Below are 19,592 nucleotides of genomic sequence, written 5' to 3' on the forward strand. Positions count from 1 at the left end.
TGACATGATTTTACCACAGCCGAAAAATATCCTCTGGAAGGCGCTTCACATATTGCAAGCCCGCGTATGACGATACGTAATAAGTATTAGCAAACATTAAAAACTGTTTTGGCTTCTCTTTATACTTTCCCTGTTTTCACATCCAGGGAATTATGACAATGACGAAACAAAAAGTTGTCGCGGTAACGGCCTGCCCGACAGGCATTGCACACACGTTTATGGCCGCGAATAAAATTATCGCATGGGCTAAAGCGCATAACATTGAGGTAAAGGTCGAAACGCAGGGTAGCGACGGTGTTAAAAATCGCTTAACAAAACAGGAAATTGCCTCTGCCACCGCCATTATTCTGGCAACCGACGTCCCCATTCAGGATGCCGAACGTTTTGATGACATTCCTCACCTTCAGACACGAACACAAGAGCTGATCAAGCACACCGATCGCTATCTGCGTCAGGCGCTGGCAATGGAAAAAAATGCTACCGCTGTAGCAGATGAAGACGAAGACGATCTCCGGCGTTCGGCTTACCAGATATTTATTGGCCATATCATGGCGGCCATCAGCTATATGTTACCGGTCGTGGTCATGGGTGGGCTGATGATGGCGACGGCCAAAATTACCGGCCAGTTTATTAACATTGAACATTCGCCGTTCAGCGTGCTGGATAAAGTGGGCTTTATGACAATCAAGTTCATGTATCCGGTCTTCGCCATGTATCTGGCGTTTGCCATTGCCGGAAAACCGGCGCTGATCCCCGGGCTTATCGGCGGCATCATGTCAGACGAAGTCTACAAGCGCTTCTTTGATATCGAGGGCTTTATGCCCTCCGGCTTTTTTGGCGCGATTGGGATTGGCTTCTTTGTGGGCTATCTGGTGCGCTGGCTCAACGATTCGATTCATGTCCGCCAGCAGCTCACCACCATTAAAACCATGCTAATCGTCCCGCTGATCACCGGCATTACGCTGGTGATGGTCATGGAATATCTGATTAACCCGATTTTTGGCTCGCTTAATCAGCTGATGGTGGTCTTTTTTACCTCGGCAGGCGACACCGGTCGCGGGTTCTATTCCGCAATGATCGCCGCGGGCACCGCTTTCGACCTTGGTGGTCCGGTCAATAAGGCGGCAGGCTCGGTCGCGCTCGGCCTGAATGGCATGAGCGAGACGTTTGATTTAACCGCCCGCGAACTCTCTATCGTGATCCCCTCCATTGGCGTCGGTTTTGCCGCATTCCTCAACGGCCGCTTTGGTCTGCCGGATGTCTTCAGCCGGGAAGAAAAAACCGTTGGCAGCACCTCGTTATTGCTGGGCGTAATCGGGATCTCAGAAGGCGCTATCCCGTTCATCCTGAAAAACCCACGCCTGATCCCGGTGTTCATGACCGGTGCCGTCGCCGGTGCACTGGTGGCGATTGCACTCGGCGTGAAGCAGACGCTGCCTCTGCCCGCCATCTGGGGCTGGCCGCTGGCGACCAATGTGGCGGGCTATCTGGCGAGCGTCTTTATTGGCGCACTGATTTGCGCCCTGGGCGTGCTTTATGTCAGCCCAAAGAACGTCAGGTGAGGGAAACATCATGAGTCAGATCCACGTTATTGCCCACACGCACTGGGATCAGGAGTGGTATTTCACCCGTCAGGACAGCATGGTGCTGGCGTCATACAACTTTGCGGATGTTATCAACACGCTGGAGCAGAACCCGGCTTATGCCTGCTATCACCTTGACGGGCAGATGGCGGTCGTGGAGGACTTTCTTGCGATCAATCCCGATTATCGCGCCAGGCTGGAAAAGCTGGTCAGAGAAAAAAGGATTTTCGTCGGGCCGTGGTATACCCAGACGGACACCTACAACGTGCATGGCGAATCCATTATCCGCAACCTGAAGTACGGCATCTTCGCCGCCCGAACGCTGGGACATGCGATGCAGGTCGGTTATCTGCCGGATACCTTCGGCCACAATGCGCAGATGCCGACGATTTTGCAGGGCTGCAATATCGATAACATCGTCTTCTGGCGCGGTATCGATCACGACCGGCATGCCAAACGCAGCCAGTTTATCTGGCGCGCGCCGTCAGGGGCGAGCGTCATCGCCTGCGCGATGGCGCTCGGGTATGGCGCGGCTAAAAATATCGCTTCGCAAGCCAGCCATCTGCAGGGGAAAATCTACCCGATGGTCGATTTGCTGCGTTCACGGGCCGGTATCGATGACCTGCTCCTACCCTGCGGCGGCGATCAGGTCAGCATCGACCCGGCGCTGCCGACTATCCTGCAGGTCGCCAGCAAACACTCTCCCAACCAGGACTGGTACACCATCAGTTCGCTGGAGCGTTACGTGGACATCCTGCGCGCGCAGCGTGAGCAGTTTGAAAGCTGGGAAGGCGAGCTGAAATCGCCACGCTACACCCGCATCCATAAAACGATCGGCTCTGTGCGCTACGACATTAAAAAGAAAAATGATGAGATCGAGCAGTTTATCCTGCGACAGCTGGAGCCGACGATTGCCATGGCGCGGCATCAGGGGCTACCGGTCAATCTCTCTGTAGTCGATACCCTCTGGAAGACGCTTTTGCGAACCCACGCCCACGACTCTATCGGCGGCTGTAATAGCGATGCGACCAATCGCGACATTCTGCATCGGCTGGAACAAACCGAGCAGCTGTGTCACAGCCTGTGGAATCTGGTGGTAAAAACGCTGGCCGCCGCCTGTGCTCAGGAAGGGGACCTGCTGATCTTCAATCCGCTGACCACCCCAATGCGGCGCGTGGTTAAAACCACGCTGTATAGCAGGGCTGAACATATCGCGCTGACGTATCAGGGGCAGCCCGTGCGCTTCGACGTCCTGAAAAGAGACATTTTACCCGGCGGAACGGCGATCTCCCTCACTGCCGAAGGCGAGTGTGAAACGCCCCTTCCTCCCTATTTCCGCTGGCACATTGCTGTGCAGACGCCGGTTCTGCCGTCGGTTGGCTATCTCACCGTGAACGTTGAGAATAACCCTGCGCCGTTACGGCAGCCTGAACAGAAAAAGGGCCGCGAAATAGAAAATGCGCATTATCGGCTGATGCTGGACGCCGGAACGCTTACCCTTGAGGACAAACACACGGGCAGATGCATCCCCGCGTTCTTTACCCTCGAAGACTGCGCGGATGCGGGCGACAGCTACGATTTCTCCCCGCTTGCGGGCGATACGCCAACGCGCTGTTCCCATTTCACACTCATTGATTGCCTGAAAACGCCGCTTGTCGAAAAGCTGATTATTGAGGCGACGCTGCTTCTGCCGCCGGATCTCGCCGGACATCAGGATGCAGTCAGAAAACCGTTATGCCTGCGTCTGGCGTGTGAATTGCGCCATGACGATCCGAACCTGTATGTCGACGGTGCGCTGGAAAACAGCCACTGCGATCACCGGCTGCGCTTGCTGATCAACAGCGATATTCACACGCATCACGCTATCGCCTCACAGCCCTTTGCGATCATCCAACGCGAAACGGGGTATGACGATGAAAACTGGCAGGAACGCTATCGCGAGCTGCCCGTGGATCTCGAAACCAGCGAGGGCATTATCGCTGTCGCAGAAGAAGGCAAAGCGCTGGTGGTGAATAGCCGCGGCATGAAGGAGTTTCAGATCCTCGGGCACGAACCGGCAGTGATTGCCCTGACGCTGTTTAAGTCAACGGGTGTGCTCGGACGAAACGACCTTGACTGGCGACCGGGTCGGGCATCCGGGATTAATAATACGGTGGTTGAGACCCCCGATGCCCAGTTGCTGAAGCCGTTGCACTTTTCATTCAGCGTCGCGCTGGCCGACAATGCCGATCATCTGACGCTACGCCAGCTGGAAAATCTCGCGACCGGACAGCCCTTTACCTATCAACGGCAAACGCTGCACACGCTCGATCATCGCCTTGAGCGCTTTTCGTTGCGCCTGCCCGAACGCCAGCTTCCGGCACACTTCTCGCTGTTGACCCTACCGGAGCCGCTTATTCTGTCTGCCCTGCCCCATGCCCAACAGTCGCATGGCACGGTCATCCGCGTGTTTAACGCTGGCACGCAGCCGGTTCCCGTTCCGGCAGATCTCGCGGGGCTTCCTCAGATCAACTATCTGGAAGAGCCCGTGCAGCCGGTAACGGCGATCCACCCTTCCGCGACCTGCGATTTTTTGTTAGAGGCTTAATATGAACTTGCTTGCATTGACGCACCCCGATTTGGTTTTTATCAACCCGCCGCACCGTACCCCTGAAGCGCTGATCCGCTGGCTCGCCGAACCGCTCGTCAGGCGAAACGTCATCGGCGATCAAGAGACATTTATCCAGAGCGTTTTACAGCGTGAAAGTGAAGGTCCCACGGCTCTGGGCGAAGCACTTGCCGTTCCACACGGTAAAACCGAGACGGTGCATCAGGCGGCGTTTTGTCTGGCGCTCTTTGACGACCCGATACGCTGGCCGGGGCTGGAGGGGGATGAAGAGGTCAGAATGGTCTTCCTGCTCGCCATTCCCCCTGCTGAAGCAGGCAGCACGCATATGCAGCTGCTCACGACGCTAACCAGCCTGTTGACGGAAGACCGTGTGCGTGAGCAGCTTCTGGCGGCACGCACCCGGGAAGAGGCGCTGTCAGCCCTGAGTACGGAAGAACCGCACATTGAGGATGCGGTGCCCGCGCGTTCCCTTCTCATCCCACTGGTGCTGGGCACTGTCGCTATCGCCGCCTTTTTACAGGCAGGTTTAAGCTGGGTGCGCGGCATCCATTAATCACGTAGCGCTCAGTACAGACCGTGCTGAGCGCTTGTTTTTGTTGAATAATTAATCAGATTTTTCCTTCCGGTCTTTACAATCGCTGAAGCGCCCGCCGTTTGTACTCTCGTCTTTTTACTTTGTTCTGCATCAAATAAATCGCAAACAAGTTTGATGCAAATCACTATATGTAGCACTTAAAATGCACGCCGACCCAACATGTTGTATTAATCGTCTACTATTCCAACAACAAGACGGCGCTTACGCTGGCCGGAATTGTGGATAACACGAGCCGGGAACGCGGGAAGTCTTTGGCCTGGCGGGGAATGCGCCCGGTGAATACTTCTCCACCTCTGTGGATAAACTGTTTTTAAAAATGGAGTGATCATGACACCGCATGTGATGAAACGTGATGGCTGTAAAGTGCCGTTTAAATCAGAGCGCATCCAGGAAGCCATTCTGCGTGCAGCTAAAGCAGCGGGAGTCGATGACGCAGATTACTGCGCCACCGTCGCAGAAGTCGTTAGCAGCCAGATGAATGAACGCAGCCAGGTGGATATCAACGAGATCCAGACCGCGGTTGAAAATCAGCTGATGGCGGGCCCCTACAAGCAGCTGGCCCGCGCCTACATTGAGTACCGCCACGATCGTGACGTGCAGCGTGAAAAGCGCGGTCGCCTGAACCAGGAAATCCGTGGCCTGGTAGAGCAGACCAACTCTGCCCTGCTCAATGAAAACGCCAACAAAGACAGTAAAGTGATCCCCACCCAGCGCGATCTGCTGGCCGGTATCGTCGCCAAACACTATGCCCGTCAGCACCTGCTGCCGCGCGATGTGGTCTCAGCGCACGAGCGCGGTGAGATCCACTATCACGATCTCGACTATTCACCGTTCTTCCCGATGTTCAACTGTATGCTGATCGACCTGAAAGGCATGCTGACCCACGGGTTTAAAATGGGTAACGCCGAGATTGAACCGCCAAAATCCATCTCCACCGCCACTGCGGTCACGGCACAGATTATCGCCCAGGTCGCCAGCCACATTTACGGCGGCACCACCATTAACCGCATTGACGAAGTGCTGGCCCCGTTTGTGACCGCAAGCTTCAACAAGCACCGCAAAACGGCCGAAGAGTGGCAGATCCCGGACGCCGACGGTTATGCACACTCGCGCACCGAGAAAGAGTGCTATGACGCGTTCCAGTCGCTGGAGTATGAGGTGAATACCCTGCATACCGCCAACGGCCAGACGCCGTTTGTGACCTTCGGTTTTGGCCTGGGCACCAGCTGGGAATCGCGTCTGATCCAGCAGTCCATCCTGCGCAACCGTATCTCCGGCCTCGGCAAAAACCGCAAAACGGCGGTGTTCCCGAAACTGGTATTCGCCATCCGCGACGGGCTGAACCACAAAGTTGGCGATCCGAATTACGACATCAAACAGCTGGCGCTGGAGTGCGCGAGCAAGCGCATGTACCCGGATATTCTGAACTACGATCAGGTCGTAAAAGTAACCGGTTCATTTAAAACGCCAATGGGTTGCCGCAGCTTCCTCGGCGTTTACGAAGATGAAAACGGCGAGCAGATCCACGACGGGCGTAACAACCTCGGCGTCATCAGCCTGAACCTGCCGCGCATCGCGCTGGAGGCCAAAGGCAATGAAGCTGAATTCTGGACACTGCTGGATGAACGCCTGCAGCTGGCGCGCAAGGCGCTGATGACCCGTATCGCCCGCCTTGAAGGGGTAAAAGCCCGCGTGGCGCCTATCCTCTATATGGAAGGGGCCTGCGGCGTGCGCCTGAAAGCGGACGATGACGTCTCTGAGATCTTCAAAAACGGCCGCGCGTCGATTTCGCTGGGCTATATCGGCATCCATGAAACCATCAATGCCCTGTCTGGCGGCACGCATATGTATGACAGCGACGCGCTGCGTGAAAAAGGCGTGGCGATTGTTCAGCGCCTGCGCGATGCCGTGGACCAGTGGAAAGAGGAAACCGGCTACGGTTTCAGCCTGTACAGTACCCCAAGCGAGAACCTGTGCGACCGCTTCTGCCGTCTGGACACCGCCGAGTTCGGCATCGTGGAAGGCGTGACCGATAAAGGTTACTACACCAACAGCTTCCACCTCGACGTGGAGAAGAAGGTAAACCCGTACGACAAGATCGACTTTGAAGCGGCATATCCGCCGATCGCCAACGGCGGCTTCATCTGCTACGGCGAGTACCCGAACATTCAGCACAACCTGAAGGCGCTGGAAGACGTGTGGGATTACAGTTATCAGCATGTGCCGTATTACGGCACCAACACGCCCATCGACGAATGCTACGAGTGCGGCTTTACCGGTGAGTTCGAGTGTACCAGCAAAGGCTTTACCTGCCCGAAATGCGGTAACCACGACGCGGCACGCGTGTCGGTAACCCGCCGCGTGTGCGGCTATCTCGGTAGCCCGGATGCGCGTCCGTTTAACGCCGGTAAGCAGGAAGAGGTGAAACGCCGCGTGAAGCATCTGGGGAATGGGCAGATCGGGTAAGTTCTGCGCTGGGTTCTCCCCCTCACCCTACCCCTCTCCCTCAAGGGAGAGGGGACCGATCGATCATATTGTTGAGCCCGGCTCCGGTTTTCTCCCTCTTCCTGTGGGAGAGGGCCGGGGTGAGGGCATCAGGTTAAAGCTATGAATTACCATCAATACTACCCTGTCGATATCGTCAACGGACCCGGCACCCGCTGCACCCTGTTCGTGTCAGGCTGCGTCCACGAGTGCCCGGGTTGCTATAACAAAAGCACCTGGCGCTTAAATTCCGGTATGCCGTTTACCGCGGAAATGGCAGACCGGATCATTAACGATCTCAACGATACGCGCATCAAACGACAGGGAATTTCGCTCTCCGGCGGCGATCCTCTTCACCCGCAAAACGTGCCGGAGATCCTGAATCTGGTAAAACGCATTCGCCGCGAGTGCGCAGGAAAGGATATCTGGGTCTGGACGGGTTACAGGCTGGATGAACTGAATGCGGCTCAGATGGAAGTGGTGGAGTTGATTAACGTGCTGGTCGACGGCAAGTTCGTTCAGGATTTAAAAGACCCCGCGCTGATCTGGCGCGGCAGCAGTAACCAGGTTGTGCATCATTTGCGGTAATCGCTAAAGCCGTTTGTTTGCGTCATGATAAACGGCTGATTACGGTATCGCCCAGCTTGCTCCACTCCTTTAACACCCTCGGGTCAAATACCAGTTCATAAGTCATCCAGACTGACCTTGATTCCCTTTTGCGGATTAGCCAGTCGCTCCCGGACTGTCTGTATCAGTTCATCTTCACTGTCGCTAATGGTGACCGATTTCACCGGCATGCGTCCCGTTTCCGCGACATACTGAAACAGTAAACGCACAGCTTCCGTTGGCGTGATATTGAGTTTTTCCAGCACGGCATAAGCCTCATTTTTGAGTTTGTCATCCAGACGGACGTTCAGCGTGGCCATTATGCCTCCAGTAGAAGTGAATGTGTAATGCAGTTTAGCATTACATTCGCATTACATCGAATTCTGGATAACGCCTCTCAAAACCGACTCAAACTCTCCATCGCCACCGTTTTAAACTCGGCAAAATCGCCGCAGCTACAGAGCCGCGCCATGGCGCGCTCGCGCAGGAAGGTGACGAAGATATCGTAGATCGCCATCGCCTCTTCATACTCGCTTTTGCTGATGGCGAGCAGGAAAATCACGTGCGCGGTTTCGTCACCCCACGCAATCCCCTGCGGGGCGAGTACGGTGTAGACCACGGTTTTCTGGGCAAGCAGACCGAGGGAGTGCGGAAGCGCAATGCCGTCACCGAGCATGGTGCTGACGATGGCTTCACGTTCAACCACCGACTCCAGAAACGCCGTCCCCACAAACCCCTCCCCTTCAAGCTGTTCGCACAGCTCGCGGAACAGCGTTTGCTGGTCAATCGGCGCGTCGATGATGCGGAAATGGGCGGCGTCGAAGTATTTATCCAGCATCCACGGGCGGGTGCGGTCTACCAGCACCAGCTTGCCAATCTGCTCCAGCTGATAATCAGTCGGAAACGGTGCGATCATCACTACCGGTTTTGCTTTTTCACTGACGCGCGCGGTAGCGATAACAAAGTCCTCGCTGAGCGATTCCACCTGCTCGTACTCGCGCAGCGTGAGCGTGCGCGTGACCTCAATCTGCGGGTATTTACGCTGGAGTACCGCCTCAATCATACGCACCATCGCATTACCGGCGTCACAGACCAGCAGCACGCGCGGCTGGCGCTGGTAGCCAATGTTGTAGTGACGCTCCAGCCCGACGCCAATGTGCAGCACCAGGAAACCAATTTCGTTTTCGCTGATCGCATACGGCGTGTATTTGCCCCAGTTCGATACCGCCGCCAGGGTCATGTCCCAGGCCATCGGGTAGTGCTGCTTGATGTTATCCAGCAGCGGATTGGGGATCATGATTTGATACCGCACGCGGGTGATCATCGTCTTGATGTGCGTGAGCAGATCCGCGTGCAGCTGCGCGTCGCTGAGCAGGTTGTAGTTGTAGTGGGTGTTGATGTAGCGCAGGATGTAGTTCACCAGCGCCTCTTCGTCATCGGCGTTAATGGCGCTTGGGGCGATCTCCTGGATCTGCCGCGCAGCGATGTGCACGCAGAGCCAGTTCTCCTCCGAGGGTGCAAGCGCTTTGCCCGCCAGTTCCTGAATGGCCACGGCAATATCTTTCGCCGCTTCCCGCACGTTCTCCTCCACATCCTCCGCATGGAATTCCGGCAGCGGATAGCCTTCGCTGATGCGTCGCACCGATACCGCGCAGTACAGGCGCAGGAACAACTCCCCTTCGTCCGTCAGGCGAATGTGGTGACGCGTCAGCGCGTCGTGCAGCACTGGCACCATCTTTTCCGCCACGCCCGCATTGAGTGCGACGTCCGTCACCAGCGGGTTCAGGCTGTCCTGCTGCGCCAGCTCCCAGAGCAGATCGGTCAGGCAGGCACGAACCGACATTTCGCTGCCAAACAGCTTCATGCCATGGCGTGGACGGGTTTCCAGCGTCAGGTTATAGCGATGAAAACACTCGCGCACTTCCGCCATGTCGCTTTGCAGCGTGGCGCGGCTGACAAACCACTCGTCCGCCAGGTCCTCCAGCTTAAGCGAAAACGCCGACGTCAGAAAACGCACCACCAGATAATGCACGCGCTCCGCGCCCGTACGGGGAATACGCAGCGCGCGCGGATGGGAGGCCTGGAGCTGCTGATAACGCGCGGCGTCGTCAATTTTAAGCTGATAGCCATTTCCACGGCTCAGAATAAACTGCGCCCCGTGGCTCGCCAGCAGCCCGTTCAGGGCGGTGATGTCAGCACGGACGGTTCGCGTGGAGACCGACAGCCGCTGCGCCAGCTCGTCCTGCGGCAGCGTCTCGTTTTGCAACAGATCGAAAAGTTGCGCTAAACGTTGGTTCGGAAATCGCACGTCGTTGTCCTCTTACGGCTTAGGGTGAAATGACCATCTGGGATGGGCTGCCGACCGGCGTATAGTCTGGCTCGAAGCTCAACTTCCCATCCTGCGCCACGCGAAAACGGGTAATGTTATCGCTGCGCTGGTTCATAACGTACAGCCAGCGTCCTTGTTTATCGAGCGTCAGGGTGCGCGGGTAGTCGCCACGCGTCCACACGTCATCCTGATGCCTCAGCGTGCCTTCTGCTGTTACGGTAAAGTGCCCGATGCTGTTATGCAAACGGTTAGCCACATACAGCTGTTTACCGTCGGCGCTTAACGCCAGCCCGGCAGCAAAACTGGTGCCTTTGTACCCTTTTGGCAGGGCAGAGAGTGTTTTACCCGCTTTCAAGGTGCCGTTGGCATTCACGGTATAATGGGTGAGCGTTGAGGCCTCTTCGTTAATCAGCCACAGGGCATCCCCTTTCGGCGTAAAGACGAAATGGCGAGGTCCGGCCCCTTTCGAGGAGGCGCTGATAAACGGCGGATCGTTGGGGGTCAGCTTTCCGCTTCGATCGTCAAAACGGTACTGATAGATGCGATCTAACCCCAGATCGGTCGAAAATACGTACTTCCCGCTCGGATCGGCGGCGATCATGTGCGCATGAGGACCGTTGTGATCGCTGATAGCAAAACTGCCCTCTACAGCGGCTTCTGGTTTTGCTGCACCCGGTTCGCCCTGATCCTGATGTTTATCCGTGGCATCTCCCAGGCTGCCGTCTGCTTTGACCGGCAAAACGGCAATCGATCCGCTGACGTAGTTTGCCACCAGCAGGTGCTGGCCATTCGGCGTCAGCGAAAGATAAACCGGCCCCGCGCCGCCGGAGGCCACCTGATTCAACTCGCTCAGCTCGCCGTTATCTTCCACCCGCAGCGCCTGCACCACGCCCTGCTCCACTTCGCTTGCCAGATAGAGCGTTTTGCCGTCGTGTGAGACGGCCAACTGCGCGGCGTTCGGCAGTTTGCTAACCAGCGTTTTGTTGCCGAGCGCGCCGGTTTGCGCGTCAACGGTAAAACGGTACAGCCCTTCGCCGTTGGGGTTGTAGGTACCGACCCAGGCATACTGGGTTTGCGCGACGGCGGCGGTAGCAAGCAAAGAGAGTGAAGCAACAAGCAGGTTACGGGTGTGCATGGTGGCTCCTTTGGGTGTTATGACTTAACCAGTTTCTTCGTCATCTCAAGCAGCGTACGCACATCTTCCGGACGCGTATCACCGCTGGCCTTGTCGATAATCGAGCTATAGATATGCGGGATGATCTTGCTCACGCCCGCGTCGAGGGCGATCTGCAGGATCGCCTCAAAGTTTTCCAGATCGATCCCGCCGGTCGGTTCCAGCCAGAAGTCGTAACGGGCGCAGGCTTCCGCTACCGCCTGGTATTCGTCACGGCACTTAAGGCCGCCCATCGGGAAGTATTTGATCGAGCTGCCGCCAAAATCTTTCAGCAGGGCTATCGCGGTTTCCACCGGGACAATACCGTCCGGTGCCGTGCTGCTCAGCGGACCGGTGGAAATTTTCACCATACCGACGGTGCCGGTCGGTGAGACCAGACCGTTCACCACAGAGTCGTTCTGCCCCAGCAGCGCGCGGCTGGTCGCCACGCCGGTAAAGACCTGGTTGACGTGCTGCGGCTGTACCTGACGGGAGATTTCACTGACCATCGCCGACTGGTTCGGGTCGCCCGCGCCCAGTCCCACGGAAAGCGCGTTATCAATCAGCGCCGCGTACTCACGCATATCCGCCACCGCGCTTGCCACGTCCGGGTAATTTTTGGAGAGCACGCCCACCAGCACATGGCCTTCCGCCGCCTCGTAAATGGCGCTGGCATTGGCCTTCGAACCTGCCAGCACGTTCAGGCAGACGCGGTCACGGTAAAAATTGGGGGTCAGTTTCATGCCTTTTTCTCCTGTCCTAACACTTCGCTAATGCGGCGGTACACGATGTTCAGCTGGTCAGCATTTACGCTGCGCACGTCCGCTTCGATAATCCCTTCGTTGGCCTTGTAGCCACGGAAATAGATGGCGTATTCACCCTGCTTGAGCTTATTCACCAGGTCACCGGTGCCCACGCCGGTGGTCGCTTCGTCAAATTTAATCTCGGTGCGGGCAATATCGCGCCCGGCGCTGTCCCAGACTACGCGCGCGGTGACGCCGTTCAGGGTGTTAAGCGCGTCGATAAACGGCGTCATCTTCGCCACCATCTCAGCACCGCTCTCTTTGGTCGCCGTGAGGTAGTGTTCGATGGCGCAGGTCAGGCCGAGGATGCCCTCTTTACCCACCTTCATCGCGCGGCCAATACCTGCCGTCTGGCGTTTCACCCACTCAACGTACTGGGTTTTGCCGATCACCAGCCCGCTGGTTGGCCCTTCGATCGCCTTCGCACCGCTGTAGATCACCAGATCCGCGCCGGAACGGTAGTAAACATGCAGATCTTCTTCCGCTGCGGCATCGACGATCAGCGGCAGATCGTGTTTACGTGCGACTACTGCCGCCTGCTCGACGCTGAGCATGCTTTTCTGCACGCAGTGGTGAGATTTGATATAGAGGATCGCCGCCGTGCGCGGGGTGATCGCCGCCGCCAGCTGATCGGCGGAACATTCGTTGGCATAGCCCGCTTCGACCAGTTTTCCGCCGCCCAGCGCGACCATGGTGCCCACCGGCGCGCCAAAGTTAACGTTGTGGCCTTTCGGCAGGACAATCTCGTTGTTCGCAATCGGGGTCACGTGCAGGTTTTCCAGCAGCCAGTCGCTGTCTTTGACCAGCACTGCCGCTACGGACTGGGTAATGCCCGCCGACGCGCAGGAGACCACCGTCGCGCCTTCCACATCAAGAAGCTTCGCGATGTATTCCCCGGTTTTGTTGACCAGATCCTTCATCTCAAAATAGTGATTCATGCCGTCCATTGCGGCCTGCACCACTTCCGGGCGCGGCGTGGAAACGCCCAGCGCCGTCATGCGGCCCGAGGTGTTGATAACTTGCTTTAAGTGGTACTTCTCATAAATCGAAGGCATGTTCCGTGCTCCCTTGTTCGGTCATGTAGCCCTTGCCCGCGCGGATCGCGGCAAGCGGCACCAGAATATGTTCAGCCTGCAGGCTGTCGTTTTCGGCATCCGTCAGCACCGTTGGCTGGCGTTTAATCGTGAACAGCGTCAGGTCGGCGTCAAGGCCGGGCTGGATGCGGCCTTTACGCGTCAGGCGCAGGCCATCCGCGGCGTTGGCGGTGACGCAGTCAATGACCTGCGGCAAAGACATGCCGATGGCGAGAAACTTCGACATCACGCTTGCAAGCGACCCGACCGGTCCGTTAATCCGGTTACGGCAGTAGATATCCGAGCTGATGGTGTGCGGCAGAATGCCCATCGCGATGGCGCGTTTCGCCACCTCAAAGCTGAAGCTCGCCGTACCGTGCCCCACGTCCAGACGCACGCCGCGCTTCAGGGCGGAGGTGATGGAGGCGCGCAGCTCGCCGGAGGGCGTCAAAATACGGTTGGGTTTGCCGTTGTAGCAGTGGGTGATGATGTCGCCGGAACTGAGCAGTTCGGCGATTTCGTCGAGGTTCGGCGGGTTGTTGCCGATGTGCACCATCAGCGGCAGATCGCCGTTCTCGCTCTGAATGGCTTTCGCGCGCTCCAGCGGCGTAATGCCGTTTTCACCGACCACGCTGCTGCTCATGCGCGCTTTCAGGCCGACGATAAAATCAGGGTGGCGTTTTACTGCCTGCTTCACGGCATCGGCATCAATATTCGCCATATTGGCCAGTTCGTTCTGGGCAATCAGCCCGACGCGGGAGATGTTCAGCAGGGCAAACACCTCGGTGGCGGCCTTGCGGGTAATTTCATAGAAATCATCCACGTCATCTGCCCCGGTACTGCCGGCATCCACCACGGTGGTGACGCCCGTGGCAATGCCTACGCTGTCCGGCTCGTCGTGATAAATCGGCGAGTTCGGGTAGCAGTGGACGTGAGAGTCAATCCAGCCTGCGCTGACGAACACATTACCGTTCAGCTCAACCGTTTTACGGGCGGGAGCGTCAATGTCGCCCAGCGCGGCGATTTTCCCATCCTGAATGGCGATATCGGTCAGGGTATCGTCGGCGAGGCGCGCGCGGCGCAGGAGTAAATCAAACATGGGGTTCTCCTGATAAGGCGGGCGCCTGAGCGCCCGCGGGTATTAAAGGGCGACCGGGAACAGCCAGCCCAAAATCATTGCACCGAGGATGGCGCCACCGGTAATCGGCTTCTGCCAGATGTAGAACAGCAGCGCGCCCACCAGGGAACCGACACCGATAGGAATAGAGGCGGTCATGGCGCTGAGGATAATCAACGGCCCGAGGAAGCGGCCTGAGGCGTTACCCGCGCCCATCATCACGTCAGCCCCGTAGGTGGAGTTGCTCTGGTTGATGGTGAACTTACGCGCCAGGATGATGACGTAGCCAATCGCCAGGCCAATCACCAGGCCGGTAATCAGCGAGGCAATAAAGTTGGTCACTGGGAACATGATCCCCGCCCCCAACAGCAGCGCCGGCACGCCGAGCCCGACGCCGGTCTGAATCGCACCGCCGATGTCGAGAATACCCACCAGTGAGCCTTCAATGATGCGGGCGAACAGGAAGCTTGCGCCGAATGCCGCCACCGCACCGTAGACCCCGGTATCAATCCCCGCTTTCAGCATCGCCACGAAGGCCACTTCGTTAAACGCGCCGATGCCGTAGAGGTAGTACATGTGCGTCCCGGCGAACACGCCGGAGGAGAGCAGGCCAACGAAGATCGGGAACGACCAGTCGGCATACCAAAAACCTTTATTCTGTTCCATGTCGAGGCTCCTGTTATTTACCGCTGAGCGAGTTGTGGATCATGTCGAGCCAGTTCGGCACGGTCAGATGGAAGGATTCGATCATCTTCATGTCGAAGCCGCGGAAGAAGCCGCTCAGCACGAAGAGCAGAACGATCGCCGCCATCATCACTTTGGTGACGTGGTTCCAGCCGCTCTCTTCAACGCCTTTACCGATCAGGATCCCCAGCACCAGGCCCGGTACGGCGTTACCCATGATCAGCTGTGCCGCGCCGCCAAAGATGGTGGCCCAGAAGCCCGATTTTTTACCGGCGTCGATGGCCGCCAGCCAGAAGATCACCGGCATCACGGTGTTGACCAGCAGGTTCGCAGCGGGCACCAGCACCTTCACGGCGGTGACCTGAAGCGCAGCCGGTACGGAGGAGGCCGTCAGGTTAAGGAAAGTCACGACGATCATGCCGATCACGCCACAGGCAATCGCCATTTTGCGCGGATCGTGCAGCGTTTCGCCGACGTTACGGTTTTTGATCATCAGTGCCGCCGCGCCCCAGTTTGGGATGATGCGGTGGTCAACGTCCTGTGTGAAAGCACCCGCGGCCACGGAAGAGGCCCAGGCGTTAAAGAAGAAACCTAACCCAAAGGAGAAGTGAGAAGCGGGATCCCCTTCGCAGGAGTTCAGTTCCCCCAACGTACGAAACGCGCCCATACCCTGAGTGGTAGGCGCATGAAACATGCGTGCAGCCCCGGCCCCAACACCGACGCCTACCAGGCCGCCGATGATGAGCGATTTTATTAATATAATTAAGAACATCAGTCTGCCCTTTTATGAATAATCAGCGTTGCGTGACGAAGTCCACCCGATCGAGATTGATGGCGGTCACGTTGACGGTCACATCCAGCTCCACGCTGTAGGTGCGTCTTTCCCGGCGCAAAAAGAAGAACAGAAACGCTTCTTTACGCACCGCTTCTTGCGCCTGAACGACCTGCACATCCTGTGGCTCAATACGCAGTAAGATATGCGGTGAGGCTTTCATCACCGCGGCCTGAACGTGGTTGAGCGCGTCGGCAAAGGCGCGCGCTTTGGCGTCGCCCTTCCCCTTCACTCTCACCGTGGTTGTGAACTGTTCTTTCATGCTTATGCGCCGTGTTTCTTCTGCCACGCCTGCACCAGACGCTCGCCCAGCTCTTCTTTGTCCATAAAGCCAAAGCCCAGCACGTTGCAGCCTTCGTTGATGGCGGTGACGCCTTCATCTACCGAACGCATGCCGTATTTGGCTTTGTAGCCATACTTGGTTTGCGCGGTAATCGCGCCCGCGCCGCCGCTGCCGCAGAAGGAGATGCCGAAGGTGGCGTTTTCCGCTTTCATTACGTCGCCGAGCTTCATATCCGCTGCCATGCCCGGCACAACCACCGCGCGTCCACCTGCTTTTTCCACCCCGGCCGCCACTTTCTGACCTTTACCCAGGCGATCGCCAATCACGACTGTAATCTGTTCCATGTGTTGCTCCTTAAAGGTTGTCTTTCGCGACTTCAAAGTGAACGGAGAGCAGCCAGGCCTCTTCATCAGGAAGGTTGCCAAACTGCACCACCACTTCACGGGCAAGCCGCATTGAATCCGGTGAAATTTCGTCAAACAGCTCTGCTTCAACCTCCGGCAGCGGCTCGCCGGTCACGGACCGGTGCGCCATGGCGCGAACGTGGGAGGTGAGCATTTGCTCCTGTACTGCGTTGGGGATGATGTTGTGCCGGGCCAGCAGAGCATAGACCTGCTGTAGCATGGTGTTCGCGAGCTGTTCTGTTTGCACCGCCTGTTCCCCAACGTCGTTCATTACCGCTCCGTTAATCACTCGTCTTACCCCGTTAATGGCTCTGGAATAAAACTAACGGTGGGGAGGAAGGGTTTGTAGCGAGTTGTTTTCCACTTCGAAGTGGAAAGGCAAGCCGCGGCAGTGATCTGTGCCACATAAATACGGTGAATACGGTCAAATCAATGCATTTACGTGATGAATATCACTGATTCCAGCGGTCAAAGGCGGGCAGAGGCAACGAAAACGTTCAGGCGTGGTAATGCAAAAATGTGATGGCGATAGGGTTTACTTATCACCACGCAAAAAAAACGGGAGCCACTGGCTCCCGTTGGGTGTTGGTCCGATGCGCGATCGGTTAACGGTATTTCTTGTGATACGTGTTGCGGGTCGTCACGAACTGCTCGGCCGCCGCCTGAGCTTCTTTGACTTTGCCTTCGTTGGCCAGCTTCAGCGCGCCGTCAATCTGGCCGACCAGCACGTCAAAGCCGTGGCGATAGTCTTTCATCTCTGCGCTGTCAGCCGCTTTGCTTTCCAGCTTCGGCGGTGTCGCTTTTTGGGCGTCCAGCGCCGCTTCACGCATTTTGGTCAGGGCGTCTTTCATTTCCGCCGCATTGTCCGTCTTTTGCACCACCTTCAGGTTTTGCCCGAGGATGCCCATGTCTTCTTCAAGATCGGCAGCAAACGCAGAAGAGCCAAGAACCAGCGTTGAAGCCGCGACGATCGCTAACAGATGTTTACGCATTGCTCACTTCCTTTTTTATTATTAACAAAACGCTATCTTTATTGACCCGCAATTTTCATCTCGGGCAGCAGTACAGAACCACACTGTATATTGCTACGTGTTTCAATATCGTTACCGACCGTAACGATGTTGCGCCACATGTCCTTCAGGTTGCCGGCGATGGTGATTTCGCTCACCGGATACTGAATTTCACCGTTTTCGACCCAGAAGCCCGCCGCCCCGCGAGAATAGTCTCCGGTGATGCCGCTGACGCCCTGGCCCATCAGTTCGGTTACCACCAGACCGGTGCCCATCTCTTTCAGCATCTGCTCAAAGTTCAGGCCCTGCCCGGCAATACGCCAGTTATGGATACCGCCCGCGTGGCCAGTACTTTTCAGCCCCAGCTTGCGAGCGGAGTAGTTGGTCAGCAGCCACTGGGTCAGAATGCCGTCCTTAACGATATCGCGGCGTTCCGTGCGCACCCCTTCGCTGTCGAACGGCGTAGAGGCCAGCCCTTTCAGCAGATGCGGGTGTTCTTCAATGGTCAGCCATTCCGGCAGGATCTGCTTGCCCAGCGAGTCGAGCAGGAAGGTGGATTTACGGTAAACGGAGCCACCGGCGATAGCGCCCACCAGATGACCAAACAGACCGGTTGCCACTTCATTGGCAAAAATCACCGGGGCTTTCATGGTAGAGAGTTTACGCGGCGACAGGCGAGACAGCGTGCGTTCGGCACACTCTTTGCCCACCCACTCCGGCGATTGCAAATCCCCCAGCGCGCGGCCAATGGTGTAAGCGTAGTCACGCTCCATGTCACCGTTCTCTTCGGCGATGACGCAGCTGGAGAGCGAGTGACGGGTGGAGCAGTAGCCCTGCAGCATGCCGTGGCTGTTGCCGAAAACTTTGATGCCGTAGTGGCTGTTGAAGCTGCCGCCTTCGGTATTGGTGATGCGCTTGTCGGCCTGCAGGGAAGCCTGCTCGGCACGCGCGGCCAGCTCGATGGCTTCATCCGGGGTGACGTCTGCCGGGTGGAAGAGATCAAGATCCGGCGCGTCAAAGGCCAGCAGCTCTTTATCGGCCACGCCGGCGTAAGGATCCGGCGAGGTGTATCGGGCGATATCCAGCGCCGCCTGCACCGTGCGGGCAATGGCATCCGGGCTGAGATCGGTAGACGACGCGCTGCCTTTGCGATTCTGGTGATACACCGTGATCCCAAGCGCGCCATCGCTATTGAATTCTACGTTCTCCACTTCGCCATAGCGGGTGCTCACGCTGATACCGGTGGTTTTGCTGACCGCCACTTCGGCGCCATCTGATTTTTCGGAAGCAAGCATCAGCGCGGTGGAGACGGCTTCTTCCAGAATCTTACGCTGCGCTTCAACTTGTGAGGTTACTTTCATCGCAAATGCCATACTGTAAGAGAGAGTTAAATGAAGTCTAACAGAGAACCGTTTTTCAGTGCGCGTCTTAACTGGTAACATTAGCCTCTTTTTTTAAGGAGCCTGACATGACTAAGCAGCCCGAAGACTGGCTCGACGACGTTCCCGGTGATGACATCGAAGACGAAGATGATGAGATCATCTGGGTCAGTAAAAGTGAAATTAAACGCGACGCCGAAGAGTTAAAACAGCTTGGCGCAGAAATGGTAGAACTGGGTAAAAACGCGCTGGACAAAATCCCGCTCGACCAGGATCTGCGTGATGCCATTGAACTGGCACAGAAAATCAAAAAAGAAGGCCGTCGTCGCCAGCTTCAGCTTATCGGGAAAATGCTGCGTCAGCGCGACGTAGATCCGATCCGCCAGGCGCTGGATAAACTGAAAAACCGCCACAACCAGCAGGTTGCGCTGTTCCATAAGCTGGAGCAGATCCGCGATCGTCTAATTGAACAGGGCGATGATGCGGTACCGGAAGTGCTGAACCTGTGGCCGAATGCCGACCGTCAGCAGCTGCGCTCTTTGATCCGCAACGCGAAGAAAGAGAAAGAAGGGAATAAACCGCCGAAGTCTGCGCGTCTGATTTTCCAGTATCTGCGCGAGCTGTCTGAGAACGAAGGGTAATCGGTGCG

The 19,592-nt window shown here is 56.9% G+C and carries 19 protein-coding genes and 1 pseudogene; 6 read left to right on the forward strand and 14 right to left on the reverse strand.

The window, feature by feature from the left end:
* Window positions 1-158: 158 nt before the first annotated feature.
* The 5 genes from ACOTXR_RS09645 to nrdG all read left to right on the forward strand — a co-directional run bounded on the left by ACOTXR_RS09645 (window position 159) and on the right by nrdG (window position 7,858).
* Window positions 159-1,562: a PTS fructose transporter subunit IIC gene (locus ACOTXR_RS09645; protein ID WP_071978045.1), complete on the forward strand. Its 1,404-nt coding sequence runs from the start codon at window positions 159-161 to the stop codon at window positions 1,560-1,562.
* 10 nt (window positions 1,563-1,572) lie between these two features.
* Window positions 1,573-4,170 carry a glycoside hydrolase family 38 C-terminal domain-containing protein gene (locus ACOTXR_RS09650; protein WP_058690301.1) on the forward strand — a complete coding sequence of 866 codons (2,598 nt, stop codon included), beginning with the start codon at window positions 1,573-1,575 and terminating at the stop codon, window positions 4,168-4,170.
* Between the two features lies 1 nt (window position 4,171).
* The gene (locus ACOTXR_RS09655; protein ID WP_014882294.1) at window positions 4,172-4,744 is read left to right on the forward strand and encodes a PTS sugar transporter subunit IIA; all 573 of its coding nucleotides are present in this window, start codon (window positions 4,172-4,174) and stop codon (window positions 4,742-4,744) included.
* Window positions 4,745-5,113: 369 nt separating this feature from the next.
* Window positions 5,114-7,252: an anaerobic ribonucleoside-triphosphate reductase gene (nrdD, locus tag ACOTXR_RS09660; RefSeq protein ID WP_014882293.1), complete on the forward strand. Its 2,139-nt coding sequence runs from the start codon at window positions 5,114-5,116 to the stop codon at window positions 7,250-7,252.
* Window positions 7,253-7,393: 141 nt separating this feature from the next.
* On the forward strand, window positions 7,394-7,858 hold the full coding sequence (nrdG, locus tag ACOTXR_RS09665) for an anaerobic ribonucleoside-triphosphate reductase-activating protein (RefSeq protein ID WP_023338956.1): 465 nt from the start codon (window positions 7,394-7,396) through the stop codon (window positions 7,856-7,858).
* Window positions 7,859-7,886: 28 nt separating this feature from the next.
* Here nrdG and ACOTXR_RS09670 read toward each other — a convergent pair.
* The 14 genes and pseudogenes from ACOTXR_RS09670 to pmbA all read right to left on the reverse strand — a co-directional run.
* Window positions 7,887-7,964: pseudogene (locus tag ACOTXR_RS09670) on the reverse strand (type II toxin-antitoxin system mRNA interferase toxin, RelE/StbE family); the annotation flags it as partial.
* Window positions 7,954-8,196 (reverse strand): type II toxin-antitoxin system RelB/DinJ family antitoxin, encoded by a 243-nt coding sequence (locus ACOTXR_RS09675; protein WP_058690302.1) that lies wholly within the window; start codon window positions 8,194-8,196, stop codon window positions 7,954-7,956. The pseudogene ACOTXR_RS09670 and the gene ACOTXR_RS09675, both read right to left, overlap by 11 nt.
* A gap of 77 nt (window positions 8,197-8,273) precedes the next feature.
* Window positions 8,274-10,184: a BglG family transcription antiterminator gene (locus tag ACOTXR_RS09680; protein WP_048997306.1), complete on the reverse strand. Its 1,911-nt coding sequence runs from the start codon at window positions 10,182-10,184 to the stop codon at window positions 8,274-8,276.
* Window positions 10,185-10,203: 19 nt separating this feature from the next.
* On the reverse strand, window positions 10,204-11,340 hold the full coding sequence (locus ACOTXR_RS09685; protein WP_023338954.1) for a lactonase family protein: 1,137 nt from the start codon (window positions 11,338-11,340) through the stop codon (window positions 10,204-10,206).
* A 17-nt stretch (window positions 11,341-11,357) separates the two neighbouring features.
* A complete protein-coding gene (dagF, locus tag ACOTXR_RS09690) occupies window positions 11,358-12,101 on the reverse strand; it encodes a 2-dehydro-3-deoxy-phosphogluconate aldolase (RefSeq protein WP_023338953.1) in 744 nt (247 codons plus the stop codon).
* A complete protein-coding gene (locus ACOTXR_RS09695; RefSeq protein WP_058690303.1) occupies window positions 12,098-13,216 on the reverse strand; it encodes a DgaE family pyridoxal phosphate-dependent ammonia lyase in 1,119 nt (372 codons plus the stop codon). The genes dagF and ACOTXR_RS09695 overlap by 4 nt, the downstream gene beginning before the upstream one ends.
* Window positions 13,200-14,333: an amidohydrolase/deacetylase family metallohydrolase gene (locus ACOTXR_RS09700; RefSeq protein ID WP_023338951.1), complete on the reverse strand. Its 1,134-nt coding sequence runs from the start codon at window positions 14,331-14,333 to the stop codon at window positions 13,200-13,202. Before ACOTXR_RS09700 ends, ACOTXR_RS09695 begins: the two co-directional genes overlap by 17 nt.
* Window positions 14,334-14,375: 42 nt before the next feature.
* Entirely contained in the window at window positions 14,376-15,017 is a 642-nt protein-coding gene (locus ACOTXR_RS09705; protein WP_003856081.1) for a DUF4310 family protein, read from the reverse strand.
* A 13-nt stretch (window positions 15,018-15,030) separates the two neighbouring features.
* Window positions 15,031-15,807, reverse strand: coding sequence for a DUF4311 domain-containing protein (locus ACOTXR_RS09710; protein WP_008501408.1), 777 nt, complete (start codon window positions 15,805-15,807; stop codon window positions 15,031-15,033).
* Between the two features lie 22 nt (window positions 15,808-15,829).
* A complete protein-coding gene (locus ACOTXR_RS09715; protein WP_008501409.1) occupies window positions 15,830-16,129 on the reverse strand; it encodes a DUF4312 family protein in 300 nt (99 codons plus the stop codon).
* Between the two features lie 2 nt (window positions 16,130-16,131).
* Window positions 16,132-16,494 carry an SFCGS family glycine-rich protein gene (locus tag ACOTXR_RS09720; RefSeq protein ID WP_006179053.1) on the reverse strand — a complete coding sequence of 121 codons (363 nt, stop codon included), beginning with the start codon at window positions 16,492-16,494 and terminating at the stop codon, window positions 16,132-16,134.
* Between the two features lie 10 nt (window positions 16,495-16,504).
* Window positions 16,505-16,843 carry a glycine dehydrogenase gene (locus tag ACOTXR_RS09725; protein WP_101706501.1) on the reverse strand — a complete coding sequence of 113 codons (339 nt, stop codon included), beginning with the start codon at window positions 16,841-16,843 and terminating at the stop codon, window positions 16,505-16,507.
* 316 nt (window positions 16,844-17,159) lie between these two features.
* On the reverse strand, window positions 17,160-17,546 hold the full coding sequence (gene cybC, locus ACOTXR_RS09730) for a cytochrome b562 (RefSeq protein ID WP_014882281.1): 387 nt from the start codon (window positions 17,544-17,546) through the stop codon (window positions 17,160-17,162).
* Between the two features lie 38 nt (window positions 17,547-17,584).
* Window positions 17,585-18,937 carry a metalloprotease PmbA gene (gene pmbA / locus ACOTXR_RS09735; RefSeq protein WP_047343866.1) on the reverse strand — a complete coding sequence of 451 codons (1,353 nt, stop codon included), beginning with the start codon at window positions 18,935-18,937 and terminating at the stop codon, window positions 17,585-17,587.
* A gap of 95 nt (window positions 18,938-19,032) precedes the next feature.
* Here pmbA and yjgA point away from each other — a divergent pair, with 95 nt between their 5' ends.
* The gene (gene yjgA / locus ACOTXR_RS09740) at window positions 19,033-19,584 is read left to right on the forward strand and encodes a ribosome biogenesis factor YjgA (RefSeq protein WP_014882279.1); all 552 of its coding nucleotides are present in this window, start codon (window positions 19,033-19,035) and stop codon (window positions 19,582-19,584) included.
* Window positions 19,585-19,592: the final 8 nt, after the last annotated feature.

It is taken from the genome of Enterobacter cloacae complex sp. IR53030 (genome assembly GCF_049238365.1).
In the GTDB taxonomy this organism is placed as follows: domain Bacteria; phylum Pseudomonadota; class Gammaproteobacteria; order Enterobacterales; family Enterobacteriaceae; genus Enterobacter; species Enterobacter kobei.

Excerpts from the sequence above, each read along its gene's own strand:
- ACOTXR_RS09650 (WP_058690301.1), top strand. The coding sequence starts at position 1,573 with ATGAGTCAGATCCACGTTATTGCCCACACGCACTGGGATCAGGAGTGG.
- dagF (WP_023338953.1), bottom strand. The coding sequence starts at position 12,101 with ATGAAACTGACCCCCAATTTTTACCGTGACCGCGTCTGCCTGAACGTG.
- ACOTXR_RS09705 (WP_003856081.1), bottom strand. The coding sequence starts at position 15,017 with ATGGAACAGAATAAAGGTTTTTGGTATGCCGACTGGTCGTTCCCGATC.
- ACOTXR_RS09700 (WP_023338951.1), bottom strand. The coding sequence starts at position 14,333 with ATGTTTGATTTACTCCTGCGCCGCGCGCGCCTCGCCGACGATACCCTG.
- ACOTXR_RS09715 (WP_008501409.1), bottom strand. The coding sequence starts at position 16,129 with ATGAAAGAACAGTTCACAACCACGGTGAGAGTGAAGGGGAAGGGCGAC.
- cybC (WP_014882281.1), bottom strand. The coding sequence starts at position 17,546 with ATGCGTAAACATCTGTTAGCGATCGTCGCGGCTTCAACGCTGGTTCTT.
- nrdD (WP_014882293.1), top strand. The coding sequence starts at position 5,114 with ATGACACCGCATGTGATGAAACGTGATGGCTGTAAAGTGCCGTTTAAA.
- nrdG (WP_023338956.1), top strand. The coding sequence starts at position 7,394 with ATGAATTACCATCAATACTACCCTGTCGATATCGTCAACGGACCCGGC.
- ACOTXR_RS09645 (WP_071978045.1), top strand. The coding sequence starts at position 159 with ATGACGAAACAAAAAGTTGTCGCGGTAACGGCCTGCCCGACAGGCATT.
- ACOTXR_RS09685 (WP_023338954.1), bottom strand. The coding sequence starts at position 11,340 with ATGCACACCCGTAACCTGCTTGTTGCTTCACTCTCTTTGCTTGCTACC.
- yjgA (WP_014882279.1), top strand. The coding sequence starts at position 19,033 with ATGACTAAGCAGCCCGAAGACTGGCTCGACGACGTTCCCGGTGATGAC.
- ACOTXR_RS09710 (WP_008501408.1), bottom strand. The coding sequence starts at position 15,807 with ATGTTCTTAATTATATTAATAAAATCGCTCATCATCGGCGGCCTGGTA.
- pmbA (WP_047343866.1), bottom strand. The coding sequence starts at position 18,937 with ATGGCATTTGCGATGAAAGTAACCTCACAAGTTGAAGCGCAGCGTAAG.
- ACOTXR_RS09655 (WP_014882294.1), top strand. The coding sequence starts at position 4,172 with ATGAACTTGCTTGCATTGACGCACCCCGATTTGGTTTTTATCAACCCG.
- ACOTXR_RS09695 (WP_058690303.1), bottom strand. The coding sequence starts at position 13,216 with ATGCCTTCGATTTATGAGAAGTACCACTTAAAGCAAGTTATCAACACC.
- ACOTXR_RS09675 (WP_058690302.1), bottom strand. The coding sequence starts at position 8,196 with ATGGCCACGCTGAACGTCCGTCTGGATGACAAACTCAAAAATGAGGCT.
- ACOTXR_RS09720 (WP_006179053.1), bottom strand. The coding sequence starts at position 16,494 with ATGGAACAGATTACAGTCGTGATTGGCGATCGCCTGGGTAAAGGTCAG.